The organism is Chondromyces crocatus (genome assembly GCF_001189295.1).
Lineage (GTDB): Bacteria > Myxococcota_A > Polyangia > Polyangiales > Polyangiaceae > Chondromyces > Chondromyces crocatus.
On sequence record NZ_CP012159.1, the window covers coordinates 6237355 to 6249970 of the forward strand.

Annotated in this window: 11 protein-coding genes; 8 read left to right on the forward strand and 3 right to left on the reverse strand. The window is 69.4% G+C overall.

Annotated features, from left to right (window positions below):
• Positions 1-310 precede the first annotated feature (310 nt).
• Both CMC5_RS22810 and rsgA read left to right on the forward strand, forming a co-directional pair.
• A complete protein-coding gene (locus tag CMC5_RS22810; protein WP_050432399.1) occupies positions 311-1789 on the forward strand; it encodes a reverse transcriptase family protein in 1479 nt (492 codons plus the stop codon).
• A gap of 98 nt (positions 1790-1887) precedes the next feature.
• A complete protein-coding gene (gene rsgA / locus CMC5_RS22815; protein ID WP_050432400.1) occupies positions 1888-2988 on the forward strand; it encodes a ribosome small subunit-dependent GTPase A in 1101 nt (366 codons plus the stop codon).
• A 130-nt stretch (positions 2989-3118) separates the two neighbouring features.
• Here rsgA and CMC5_RS22820 read toward each other — a convergent pair whose 3' ends face one another.
• Positions 3119-5149, reverse strand: a complete 2031-nt coding sequence (locus tag CMC5_RS22820; RefSeq protein WP_050432401.1) for a hypothetical protein — start codon at positions 5147-5149, stop codon at positions 3119-3121.
• Between the two features lie 213 nt (positions 5150-5362).
• On the opposite strand from CMC5_RS22820, the gene CMC5_RS22825 reads away from it, so the two are divergent.
• The 3 genes from CMC5_RS22825 to CMC5_RS22835 are packed head-to-tail and all read left to right on the forward strand — an operon-like array spanning position 5363 to position 8319.
• Positions 5363-6568, forward strand: a complete 1206-nt coding sequence (locus CMC5_RS22825) for a glycosyltransferase family 4 protein (protein ID WP_245677703.1) — start codon at positions 5363-5365, stop codon at positions 6566-6568.
• 26 nt (positions 6569-6594) lie between these two features.
• The gene (locus CMC5_RS22830) at positions 6595-7428 is read left to right on the forward strand and encodes an MlaE family ABC transporter permease (RefSeq protein WP_050432402.1); all 834 of its coding nucleotides are present in this window, start codon (positions 6595-6597) and stop codon (positions 7426-7428) included.
• Positions 7429-7437: 9 nt separating this feature from the next.
• Positions 7438-8319, forward strand: a complete 882-nt coding sequence (locus CMC5_RS22835; RefSeq protein ID WP_050432403.1) for an MlaE family ABC transporter permease — start codon at positions 7438-7440, stop codon at positions 8317-8319.
• Positions 8320-8376: 57 nt separating this feature from the next.
• Here CMC5_RS22835 and CMC5_RS22840 read toward each other — a convergent pair whose 3' ends face one another.
• On the reverse strand, positions 8377-9117 hold the full coding sequence (locus CMC5_RS22840; RefSeq protein WP_050432404.1) for an ABC transporter ATP-binding protein: 741 nt from the start codon (positions 9115-9117) through the stop codon (positions 8377-8379).
• Between the two features lie 120 nt (positions 9118-9237).
• Here CMC5_RS22840 and CMC5_RS22845 point away from each other — a divergent pair, with 120 nt between their 5' ends.
• Positions 9238-10260, forward strand: a complete 1023-nt coding sequence (locus tag CMC5_RS22845; protein WP_050432405.1) for an MlaD family protein — start codon at positions 9238-9240, stop codon at positions 10258-10260.
• Between the two features lie 114 nt (positions 10261-10374).
• Here CMC5_RS22845 and CMC5_RS22850 read toward each other — a convergent pair whose 3' ends face one another.
• A complete protein-coding gene (locus CMC5_RS22850) occupies positions 10375-10590 on the reverse strand; it encodes an acyl-CoA carboxylase biotin carboxyl carrier protein subunit (RefSeq protein WP_050432406.1) in 216 nt (71 codons plus the stop codon).
• 441 nt (positions 10591-11031) lie between these two features.
• Here CMC5_RS22850 and CMC5_RS22855 point away from each other — a divergent pair, with 441 nt between their 5' ends.
• Both CMC5_RS22855 and pyrF read left to right on the forward strand, forming a co-directional pair.
• Complete coding sequence (locus CMC5_RS22855) at positions 11032-11790, forward strand: hypothetical protein (protein ID WP_050432407.1); 759 nt, start codon at positions 11032-11034, stop codon at positions 11788-11790.
• Positions 11791-11871: 81 nt separating this feature from the next.
• Positions 11872-12612 carry an orotidine-5'-phosphate decarboxylase gene (pyrF, locus tag CMC5_RS22860; RefSeq protein WP_050432408.1) on the forward strand — a complete coding sequence of 247 codons (741 nt, stop codon included), beginning with the start codon at positions 11872-11874 and terminating at the stop codon, positions 12610-12612.
• Positions 12613-12616 lie beyond the last annotated feature (4 nt).

Here is a 12616-nt window from a genome sequence, read left to right on the forward strand (position 1 = left end):
GCACCAGCCTTCGCGCCTCGAGCGCAGGAGCGGCGTCGCGCCGCTCTGGAGGAACACCTGGTCATTGCATCGCAAGGTAGCCTGTTCTTGGTTCTCTTCGCCGGTACGCGCTCTACGCCGACGGGAGAGCTGAGACCACGCCGCGACCGACGGGTCTCCCGTCGGCGTAGAGCGCGTACCGGCGGAGAACCGGTGAGGCTACCGTGCCCCAAGAGATGATTGTGATGCGTTCAGTGCCTCTCTTCGTGATGCGACCGATGTCAAGGTAGACCCGCTCTCCTCGCCTCCCCCGGAACCCCGGGAACGAGCCGTGACCGCCAAGATCGACCCGATCGTCCAGGCAGCAGCGCCAGTCGTCCTCCCCGTCACCACCGCGCCCGCGGTGAAGCCCACGGAGACCGCCGAAGAGCGGCAGCGCGCCCTGGAAGAGCGCGTCGCCCGCTGGAAGGCGATCACCGAAGCGGGCGGCATCGACTCCTGGGTGCAGGCCGAGCTGTCGTCGCGGGGGTTGCTCGTCAGCGGGGACCCGGCGCGCATGTCCGACCGGGAGCGCTCGCAGTGGAAGGAGCGCAAGAAGGCCGAGGTCAAGGAGCGGCGGACGCTCCGGCGGCAAGCGTGGTCGGCCTACCTCTCAAGCCACATTGCGCACCTCGGCCAGGGCGTTCACTGGGAAGAGAAGACCGGCGTCGACAAGTTCGACGTCGCGCAGCGCGAGGAGCGCGCGCGTGCGCTGGGGTTGCCCGCGATCGCCAGCGCCGAAGAGCTGGCGGCGAAGCTGGAGATCCCGGTGGCGCGCTTGCGCTGGCTGGCGTTCCACCGGGAGGTGGACACGGGGAGCCACTACAAGCGCTGGTTCATCCCGAAGCGAGATGGAACGCAGCGGCTGATCACGTCGCCGAAGCGGGACCTGAAGCGCGCCCAGCGCTGGGCCCTCCGCCACGTGTTCGAGAAGCTGCCCGTCCACGGGACGGCGCACGGGTTTCTGTCGGCGCGGTCGATCGTGACGAACGCCGAGGCGCACGCCGGCGCCGACGTGGTGGTGAAGGTCGACATCAAGGACTTCTTCCCCACCGTGACCTGGCGGCGGGTGCGCGGCCTGCTGCGAAAGGCGGGGCTCGCGGAAGGGCCGGCGACGTTGCTGTCGCTGCTGTCGACCGAGGCGCCGCGGGACGTGGTGCAGTTCCGAGGGAAGACGCTGTACGTGGCGAACGGGCCGCGGGTGCTGCCGCAAGGCGCGCCGACGTCGCCCGCGATCACGAACGCGCTGTGCTTGCGGCTGGACCGGCGGATGTCGGGCCTCGCACGGAAGCTGGGGATGCGTTACACGCGCTACGCCGACGACCTGACCTTCTCGTGGCGTGCGCCGGCTGCAGCCGTGGCGAGCGAGACCGGCAAGAAGGGCAAGGGGAAGGCGGACGCGAAGGCGGCCGAGCCCAGGCCGCAGGCTCCCGTCGGCGCGCTCTTGCGGGCGGCGCGAGACATCCTGGGGGGCGAAGGGTTCCGGCTGCACCCGACGAAGACGACCGTGATGCGCCGGGGGGATCAGCAGAAGGTGACGGGCCTCGTGGTCAACGCGGCCGGGTCCTCGGTGCCGGCCGTGCGCGTGCCGCGCGAGCGGGTGCGCGAGCTGCGGGCGGCGATCCGGAACCGGGAGCTGGGGCGCGAAGGCAAAGGCGAGACGCTGGACCAGCTCAAGGGGCTGGCGGCGTTCGTTCACATGGCAGACCCGGTGCGCGGTCGTGCGTTCCTGGAGCGGATCGCGGCGCTGGAGTCGCGCTCGAGCGGCTGACGGGTCGGCGGGTCACTGCGCGATCGACCGACGGGCCTGGAGCACGGTTCCATTTGTTCACTCGACAGGGCTCCGTCGGCGGTGCAGGACCAGCGGGCATGGTCGTGAAGCGTGAGGATGCGTCTCCCCTGCCCCGCGTGGATGCGGAGGCGCTGGCGGGCTACGGGTGGGGCCTCTGGCAGCAAGAGGCGCTGGATGCGCTGGGGGGCGGGGGTGACGAGGTCGGGCGCGTCTCCGCCGAGCACCAGGGGGTGTTCCTGGTGCGCTTCGCGGACGGTGAGCGCGCGGCTGCGCTGCCGGGGAAGATGCGCCGCGCCGTGGTCCGTGGCGAAGCGATCTGGCCGGCCGTGGGCGATTGGGTGGTGGTGGATCGCCCTCCGGGAGGCTCGGTGGTGCTGCGCGCGGTGCTGCCACGGCAGACGCGGCTGGCGCGGAAGGCCGTGGGCGAGCAGCGCGGTGAGCAGGTGCTCGCGGCGAACGTCGACGTGGCGTTCCTGGTGAGTGCGCTGGGCGCCGACCTGAGTCCGCGGCGTCTGGAGCGCTATGTGGCGCTGGCGCTGGAAGGCGGCGCGCTGCCGGTGGTGCTGTTGACGAAGGCAGACCTGTACGAGGACGTGGCGTCCGCGGTCGAGGTGGTGCGCTCCGTGGCGGCCGAGGTGGCGATCCACGTGCTGAGCAGCCACACGGGGCTGGGCCTCGCCGCGCTGTCGCCGTACTTCGCGGGGGAGCGGACGGTGGTGCTGCTGGGATCCTCTGGCGTCGGCAAGTCGACGCTGCTGAACCGGCTGCTCGGCGCGGACGTGCAGGCGGTGGGTGAGGTGCGTGCCGACGGGAAAGGCCGGCACACGACGACCCATCGTCAGCTGTTCCGACGGCCGGATGGCGGGGTGGTGATCGACACGCCCGGCATGCGTGAGCTGGGTCTGTGGGACGCAGAGGCAGGCGTCAGCTCGGCCTTCCCGGACATCGAGGCGATCGCCGAGGACTGCCGGTTCAGCGACTGTCGACACGAGGGTGAACCAGGGTGCGCCGTGGTGGCAGCGGTCGCCGTCGGGACGCTGGAGCGCGGGCGGCTGGACAGCTTTCTCGGCCTCCAGGTGGAAGCTCGGCGCGCAGCAGCGAAGGCCGGACCTCGATCCAGCAACGAGCGCGTGCTCGGTCGCGCCGTGGCAGCGCGACTGGGGCGACGCCGTCGTTGATGCGAGAGGCTACGTCTCAGCACAGCCATCATTGACGCGCGACATCACGCTTCGGTGCAGCCGTCGCTGATGCGCGACGCCAGGCTTCCGCGCCACATGCCGGCATCGCATGCGCTCCAGCGTCTTCGTCTCAGCGAAGGAGCGGAGGAGGCGTCGGGCTGGGAGGCGGGACATCACGCGGCGTGGGCGTCGGCGGTTCGGAGGGCGCCGTGGGGCGCTGCTTCGTATCGGAAGCCGGTGGCCGCTCCGGCGTCTGTGGCGCGTTCTGATCAGGCGTCGAGGGTGCTTTCTGACCTGGCGCAGACGGTGTCGTGCCTGGCTCGGCCGGCGTCCCCTGCCCTGGTCCACCTGACTGCCCTGGTTCCCCTGGCGCCCCTTGACCTGGTGCTCCCGGTGCTCCCGGTGCCCCCGGACCTGGCGCGGCTGGACCTTGTCCCGGTGGGGTCTTCGGGGCTCCCTGGTCCTTCGCGGCGCCGTCCTTCCCGGCCGGTGTCGCCGGCTTCTTGCTGCCCGGCGCAGCGGGCGCTCCCTTCGCGGGCGCAGCCTGACCTTTGCGCGCGCGCTCGGCGTCTCGCTCCCGTGCGCGCTCGGCTTCTCGCTCCCGATCGACGGTCGTCTGACGATCGTTTTCGGTCGTCGAGCTGACGTCATTTCCGGTCGTCGACTGGGTGTCGTTCTCCAGCGTGGAGCGACTGTCGTTCTCGGTGGTGGTCTGCCGATCGACCTCCCGGCTGGAGCGGCTGCGCGGCCCGTCGGGCGCGATGAACTCGGGCGCCATCTGCCGCTCGACGCCCACCAGGCTGGTCTGCGCCGCCGCGCTGTCGAAGCGTGTCAGCGCGGCGCGTGCCGCGCTGCCCTCCATGCCCAGCCGTACCTCGCTCGCGGGCTCGGGTGGCACCATCTGGCGCCGATCCGTGGAGATCGTGCCCGCGATGCCGATGGTCCAGATGGTCCGCAGGCCGCTGTTCTGACCGTAGACGGTCGGGGGATCGAAGCTGGCGCGGAGGAACTCCAGATCGAACGCGCCATACATCTGCACGCCGAGCAAGAGCGGGTAGTCGATCCGGGCGCCCGCAGCGGCGGTGATCGTCATCAGCTTCCCCTCGATGTTCGGCGGCGGGCGCTCCGGATCCACGACCAGCGGCGGGTTGAGGGCGACGGGCAGGTTGCCAACGGCGAATCGCGCCACGCCCGTCATCACGACGTCGCGGTACTTGCCTCCTCGAAGCGGCAAGAAGCTGATCTGGGCGAGCGCGTTGTGCTGCTGCCCGAAGCCGATCCGCGAGCCCAGGGAGGTGTAGGTGTACGCGTAGTCCACCATGAAGTCGTAACGATCCCCGGCGAAGGTGATGCCCGCGCGCGCCGCGGGAGCGACGACGGTGTCGTCCGAGCCGACGATCGGCGGTGGGCTGGCGACGGTGACGCCGCCGCCGATCCGCCCCACGGATCGGCGCCCGAAGGCGTGCGTCCAGAGCATCAGCGCCGTCCCGGCGTGGACGTCGGCTTCGCCGCGGTTGAAGAAGATGTCCAGCAGCGCGTTGTAGTAGTGGATGTACCGGTACTCGAGCTCGGGTCCGATCGCGTCGTTGTCGCTGAGCTCGTAGCTGAAGCGGGTCCGGGCGAACGCCTCGTGCGTATCGACGCCGATCGCGCGAGGGTCGTCGGCGGTGATGGCGCCGGTCTGCTGGTAGCTGGCCGCCATGTCCAGGAACGACCGCCGGGACGTGGTCATGGAGAAGCCGGGGCCCGTGCCGAGCGTGTACTGGAGGCGCTGCCCGTACAGGAACGGGTCACGCTGGGCGAGTGCATCGTCCGCGCGGATGCCGAGGCGCGTGGCGAGGAAGCCGCTGGTGGTCCAGGACAGGCTGGTCAGCGGCGAGGTCTGCCATGCGGCGCGACCGTCCAGCGATGTGGAGGCGCTGTCCCTGGGCAACGCGCCGCCACCTTCGCCGATCGAGAAGTACGAGGCCCGAGCGTAGGCGCCCGTCAAGGCGAGGCCGTACTCCGACCGAGGGTTCCTCGCGACGGCGACGAGGGAGCCTTCCGCACCCGTCAGGAGCGAGCCAGTGCCGACGTCGACGACGCTGGCGGCGACGCCCTGCTCTGCGGCCGCGCGCGCGGTGACGTCGGCTTCCCATAGGGGCAGGAGAAAAGGAAACACGCATCAAGGCAGATGCTCCAGGTCGTGCCCCCGTCGCGATACGGACATGTCCTCGTGTCGAGAAGGGCCGTCCGCGTCGCTCCTCCCCCCCGAATGCAGTTCCCGGCGTACACGCGGATGGGTGCCTCCCTCATGGTAGGCGCCATACCTGCGTGTAACAAAAACAACACTTTGAACCCCCAAGCCCTACACCAAACGTCTCAGGCGCTCCGCGTGCTCTGGGTCACGCGGATCTTCCCCAACCGGATCGAGCCCCTCGCTTGCCCGTTCCAGCGGCAGCAGCTCGCGGCGCTGTCGCGCCAGTGCGAGGTCGAGGTGCTCGCAGCGATTCCTTATTACCCAGGAGCCGGGTTGCTCGGCGAGCGCACGCGCCCCGCGCGGCTGTGCGCCGTGCCCGACAGGGACGAGATCGACGGCATCCCCGTATCGCACCCCCGCGCGCCGTACCTGCCGGGGGCCGGCAAGCTGCTGGCTGCCGTGAACGCGCCGCTCTACCTCGGCGGTTTGCTGCCCGAGGTTCCCCGGCTGCGGGGGCGGTTCGACGTGGTCATGGGCGCCTTTCTTTACCCGGATGCGTGCGCTGCGGCCGCGCTGGCGCGGCTCCTCGGCCTGCCTTATGCGGTGAAGGGCCACGGCACCGACGTCAACGTGGTCGCGCAGTGGCCCTCGGTGAAGCCCCTCGTTCGTGCGGCCCTCCGGCGTGCGGCGGCGGCCTTCGGCGTGAGCCGGCCGATGGTCGACACGCTGGTCGAGATGGGTGCCCCCGCCGAGCGCACGGCGCTGGTGATGAACGGCGTGAACCGGAGCGTGTTCTTCCCGCAAGACAAGCTCGAAGCGCGCCGCGCGCTGGGACTGCCGGAGCGAGGTCGGGTGATCACCTTCGTGGGCACGCTGGCGGCGCACAAAGGGGTGCGCGAGCTCCTCGCGTCGCTCGATGACGTCGCCAGCGCTGCCGGTGAACCGACCTGCCTCGTCATGGTGGGCGATGGGCCTGAGCGCCACGCCCTCGAAGAGGAGGCAGCTCGGCGTACGGAAGCGGCCGGGAAGCTCGTGATCCCTGGCCCCCGTCCGCTGGAGGAGGTGGCCCGCTACATGGCCGCCGGCGACGTGGTGACGTTGCCCAGCCACGCCGAAGGGACACCGAACGTGATCCTGGAGGCGCTCGCTTCGGGCAGGCCCGTGGTGGCGACCCGGGTGGGCGGCATCCCCGACGTGATCGAGAACGGACGTACGGGCTTGCTCGTACCCCCGGAAGACGTGCCCGCGCTCTCCGCTGCCTTGATCGACGCGCTGACGCGGACCTGGGACGAGCAGGAGATCGCCGCCGCCGCGCCGCCCTCGTGGGACGAGAGCGCGGCCCGGCTGCGGGCGCACCTCGAGCGCGCCGTCTTCGGGGATTCGCTGGCGCTCGCGGCGTGAGCTTGGGCTAAGCTCGCGCGGCCTGGATGACGCAATCCGCCACCGGCCCCTCCCCCAGTCCGCAACCGGCGCGCGCCGTCTCCTCGGCGCCGTCGACGTTCCATCAGATCGGGGTGAACTTCCTCGAGACCGCGGCGATGGTGGGGGGCATGGGGGTGCTCGCCGCCGAGATCGTCAAGCGCCTCGTGCGGTTCCGCGTCGACTGGGACGAGCTGAAGCGGAACATGTACCGCATGGGGGTGAAGTCGATCGCCATCGTGATCTTCACCGCCCTGTTCACCGGCGCGATCATGGTCCTCCAGGCGGCGCCGCTCGTGGAGCGCTTCGGGGCCTACGGCTTGATCGGCTGGGGCGCTGGCTTCGGGACCCTGCGTGAGGTCGCGCCGCTCCTGACCGCGCTGATGATCAATGGCCGCGTGGGTGCGAACAATACGGCCGAACTCGGCACGATGGTGGTGACCGAGCAGATCGACGCCCTGCGGGTGCTCGCGATCGATCCGGTGAGCTTCCTCATCGCGCCGCGCTGCGTGGCGATGGTGTCCACGCTCTTCCTGGCGACCATCTTCGCCGACGCGCTGGCTCTCCTCGGCGCCGCGCTCACCAGCGACGTGCTGCTCGGCGTGGCCCCCGCCGTGTTCTTCAATGGCCTCACCAGCGGGCTTCTGGGCCTCGGTGACGTGATGAACGGTCTGGTCAAGAGCGTCGTGTTCGGGGTGGTGATGGCCCTGGCGAGCTGCCAGTACGGTCTGACCGTCACCGGCGGGGCTCCGGGTGTCGGCCGCGCCGTCAACGCCACCGTCGTCGCCTCGGCGGCGGGAATCTTCATCCTGGACTACTTCGTGTCCTTCACGCTCGAGTGAGCGCGCTCGATGGTTCGCTCCGCTCCTCCACCCCCGCCCCAGCACCCCTCTCCTCCCGAGCCGGAGGAAGACGAAGGGCGCCCGTCGATCGAGCTGCGGGACGTGCTCCCCGAGCCGCACGGCGTCGCCTTCCTGGGTGCGCAAGCCATGCACCTGGCGCGCCAGGGCGGTGACCTCGCCTCGGTCTTCGTGCGCACGCTCTACTACTGCGTGCAAGGGCGGCGCGAGCGCGGCGCGGTGCTGCAGCAGATGTACGAGATCGGTAACAAGTCGATCTTCTTCCTCTCGCTGGTGATGGCGTTCCTGGGGATGATCCTCGTCTACCAGGCGGGGACGCAGACGAAGCGGGTGGTGCCCGATCTGACCATGCTCGGCGCCAACTACCTCGAGCTGCTGGTCCGGGAGCTGGCGCCGACCATCGGTGCCCTGATGCTGGCGACGCGCGTGGGCGCCGGCATCGCCGCCGAGATCGGCTCGATGGTGGTGACGGAGCAGGTGGACGCGCTGCGGATGAGCGCCGCCGATCCCATCGACTACCTGATCAAGCCGCGCTTCATCGCGAGCGTGCTGATGACCACCTGCCTCATCGTCTGGAGTTCGGCGGTCGCATTCGTGGCGGGCATGCTCATGGCGTACACCACCTTCGACGTCATGCCGCGAACCTTCATGAACGCGAGCCTGGTGGACGCCGGCGATCTGACCGTGGGCCTGGTCAAGTGCCTGGCCTACGGCGCCGCCATCCCGGTGGTGGCCGGGCACTCGGGGTTGTCGACCTACGGCGGCAGCGAAGGGGTGGGATGGGCGACGACGCGTGCCGTGGTGAACTCGTCCCTGGCCGTGATCATTCTCGATGTGATCATCTCGACCGCGGGGTTCCTGGTCTTCCGCTGATCGTTCGCCGCCCGCCGGCGTCACACCGGGGCGGCGCCTCCCCCCAGCAGGTCACGCTCACTCGATCGGCCCCTCGGCCCGCCCGTGGATGAACTGCTGCACCACGGGATCGGCCGCACGGCGAAACTCCTCCTGCGTCCCGAGCATGCGGACCAGTCCCTGGTAGAGCATCACGATGCGGTCGGAGATGCCGAAGATGCTGACCAGATCGTGGCTCACGACCACGCTGGTCACCCCGAGCGTGTCGCTGAGCTCGCGGATCAGCTTGTCCACGCGGCGGGCGCTCACCGGATCGAGGCTGGTGGTGGGCTCGTCGAACAGGACGTAACGCGGGTCGAGCGTGAGCGCCCGGGCGATGGCCACCCGCTTTCGCATGCCATCACCCAGCTCGGGTGGATACCGCTCGGCGAACTCGCGCATGTGGACCTGGTCGAGCCGCCGGCAGGCCTCGTCGAGCGCCTCGCGGTGCCGGAGCCCTTTGTGCTTGCGGAGCGGCAGCGCGACGTTCTCGGCGCAGGTCATCGAGTCGAACAGCGTGGAGTGCTGGAAGACCATCGCGCACTTCATCCGCACCGGGTACATCTGCGCTTCGCCGAAGCGGCTGATCTCTTCCCCGTCGAGCCAGATCTCGCCACCATCCGGGTACAGCAGGCCGACGAGGTGTTTGATCAGGACGCTCTTGCCCACCCCCGACTGGCCGATGATGAAGAAGACCTCCCCCTCGGCGACGTCGAAGGAGACATCGGAGAGCACTTCCTTCGAGCCGAAGGACTTGCGAACGTTCCTGAAGGAGATCATGGGTGCCTCCCGCCCTGCCGCGCGATGTCGCCCTGACGCCGCCCGTCGGCGAGGTCGGGTGCGCCGAAGGCAGGATTTCTCTCACCTCCGACGGGGGAGATCGGCCATGATCCCGCCGGCATGGCAAGCCCGCGTTCGATAGAGGTCAAGGTAGGCATCCTCATCCTGACGGCGGCCGGGCTCCTGGCTGCGTTCATCCTGGTGATGGGCGGGTTGAACTTCCAGCCCACGTACTCGCTCTACATCGACTTCGACAACCCCGGCGGCTTGCAGTCTGGCGCCCCCGTGAAGATCGCTGGCGTCAAGGTCGGCAAGCTCGGGGGCATCCAGTTTCGTGGTGAGATCAACCCGGCCACGAAGGTGCGCGATCCCCTGGTGCGCATCGAGGCGCGCGTCGAGAAGCGATACCAGAAGAGCATCCGCGAGAACGCGGTGTTTTACGTGACCACCCAGGGCGTGCTCGGGGAGCAGTTCCTCGCGGTGGAGCCTGGCTCGGGAGACCGCGGCGAGCTGCCCGAGGACTCGGTGGTCCGGGGCCTGGACCCTCCCCGTCTCGACATGCTCCTGGCCGAGGGCTACGAGCTCTTGCACTCCACCGTCTCCGCCATGCGCGAGAACAAGTCGGAGATCGCCGACGCTTTCGACGGGCTGCGCAAGACCCTCAAAGGCACCGGTGAGTTCATGCACCGCAACCAGGATCGCCTGGACCGGATCGCCGAGAACGTCGAGCAGGTCAGCCTCGACGCGAGCGAGGCGGTGAAGCAAGCGCGACAGAAGTACGTCGAGAACCCGCAGATCGACCGCATTCTGGCGAACACCGAGCGGGTGACGAGCACGGCGGCGCAGGATCTCCCGCCGCTCACCGCCGATGCCAAGGCGACCCTCGCCAACGCGCGCCGGATCTCCCAGACCGTGGGTGGCGAGGCCGAGCAGGCGAAGATCCGCAAGGTGATCGACGATGTTGCCGAGATCGCGAGCCGCGCCAAGTCGGCGACCAGCGACGCGCAGGCCATCGTGGCGCACGTGCGTCGAGGCAAGGGCAGCGTCGGTGCGCTGGTGATGGACGAGCAGCTGTTCGACGACCTCCAGGAGATGGCCCGCGATCTCAAGCACAACCCCTGGAAGTTCTTCTGGCGCGAGTGATGGCGGGCCGCAGCGCTCGCTGCTCGCCCGATCGCCCTCGCGTCGCACGCTGCGCACCCGGTTCCCCTCGCCGGGCGCTCCCCCCTCGCTCGTCGAAGTGGCCTTCGAGGCGCGTTACTTCAGCGTGACGACGACCTCACCCTCCACCACGGACTGCCCCTCGCTGACGAGGACCTCGGCGACTTCGCCCTCCTCCTCGGCCTCGATGGGCATCTCCATCTTCATGGACTCGAGGATGACGACGACCGTGCCCTCCTCGACCTTGTCGCCCGGCTTCACTTCGATCTTCCAGACCGTACCCGTGATGTGAGCCTTGATTGCGTTCGCCATGGTGCGGCGACCCTAATCCATCGTGGCGAATCTGGGGAGAGTGGAGCCGAGGTCGGTTCCCCCCTTCACGGCCCCCGTCAATCGAGCTGCGCGTCCCGCCCCCCCACGGACGTGAGCGCCCGCAGGCACCTCGTGCGGCACTTCCCGCGATTCCCCGCCCAGGGCGGCGGATGTTTCTCGTGGTCATAGACGCGAGGGAGACGAAATTGGTTGGTTCGCCCCCGCTCCATCACGATAATCTGCGGCGCACGACGCGCGGGGGGCTTCACTGAACAATTGCGCGAGAGTCGCTCTGTGCGTCACAATCCCCCTGTCCTCCGTGAATGTCAGCCAGGGCGCCGCGCCCGCGGGCCCTTGAAGGAAGCCCCGCTCGGCCCCCCCGGATGGACTCACGCCACCCCCATCCGTAACTAAGCGCCGCTTCGAAGGAGCCACGAGGTCATGTCGGAACAGAAGGAAAGCTCGGTCCTGTTCTCGCTCAAGGAGCTGATGAACCTCGAAGAGGATCGCATCAAGACCGAGGAGCACGCGAAGGCCGCGGCGGCCACGGCGGCCGAGCAGGCGAGGCTCGATACGGAGCGTCGGGCGCGCGAGGCGGAGGAAGCCAGGATCCGCGCCGAGGAAGAGCGTCGCCGGATGGAGGAGCTGCGCTCTCGTGAAGAGGCCGCGAGGCTCGAAGCCATCCGCCAGGCGGAGATCGAGCGCGCGCGCGTGGAGGCCGAGCAGCAGGCCCGCATCGCGGCCCTCTCGGCCCAGCAGGAGCACGAGCAGAAGCTCGCAGCCCTGAAGCACGACGAGTCGAAGAAGAATCTGCGCAAGCTGCTCATCGGCGTGGTCGCGGGCGTGGTCGTGCTCGGCGCCGTCGCTGGTGTCCTCGTGAAGAAGGAGATCGATCAGCGCGAGCAGGTGCGCATCGCTCAGGAAGCGGCGATGGCGGAGGCCAACCAGAAGCTCGCGAAGCTCGAAGCCGACCGGAAGGCCTCCGAGGTGAAGGAAGCCGAGCTGAAGCGTCAGCTCGATAGCGCCAAGGACGAGGCGACCCGCCTCGCGCTGCAGAAGCAGCTCGAGGCCGAGCAGGAGAAGCAGAAGCAGATCCGGGGCGCCGCAGCGGGAGCAGGCAGGGGCTCTGGCGCCAGCCCTGGCGCCGGGGCCAAGCCGTGCAACTGCGCACCTGGCGATCCGCTCTGCAGCTGCCTCTAGATCCGTAGGAAAGAAATCGGCGACATGGCAACTCTCCCCCTTTCCTCGCGGGAGCAGCACCGCACGAGCCTGGGGGGGAGCATGCTCGACGAAGCTCGGCGCAGGCTGTTCTTTCCGCTCGACTACCCTACCCTGGAGCAGGCGCGGGAGGCCGCGACGGCGGTCGCCTCGTCGGTCGGCGGGCTGAAGATCGGCCTGGAGCTGTTCGTCCGCGAGGGGGCTCGCGCCGTGCAGATCGGGCACGATCTGGATCTCGATGTCTTCCTCGACCTCAAGCTGCACGACATCCCCGAGACGGTCGGGCGCGCCGTGGCTGCTGCTGCCGCGCTCAAGGTCCGGTACCTGACGGTGCATGCAGGGGGAGGCGCCGCGATGATGTCCCGTGCTGCGCGCGTCGCCGCGCAGTCCGATGGGCTCATCCTGCTGGCCGTGACGGTGCTCACGTCGCTCGACGCCGAGGATCTCCACGCCGTGGGCGTCTCCGGCGGGACCGAAGACCACGCCATGCGGCTCGCCGAGCTGGCCCGGAGTTCCGGGATCCAGGGCGTGGTGGCCTCGACCGCCGAGGTGTCTGCCCTCCGGACCCGGTTCGGACGGGATGTTCTGATTGTGACGCCCGGCATCCGGCCTGGCGTCGAGAAGGCGTCACGGGCAGGAGACGACCAGAAGCGCATCTCGACGCCAGCCCAGGCCATCGCGGCTGGCGCCGATCTGCTCGTCGTGGGGCGCCCCATCCGAGACGCCAAGGACCCTCTCGCCGCAGCCCGCGCCATCGTCAGCGAAATCGCGCGCACGCTGAGCTCGACGAGCATCACCCGATAACCAA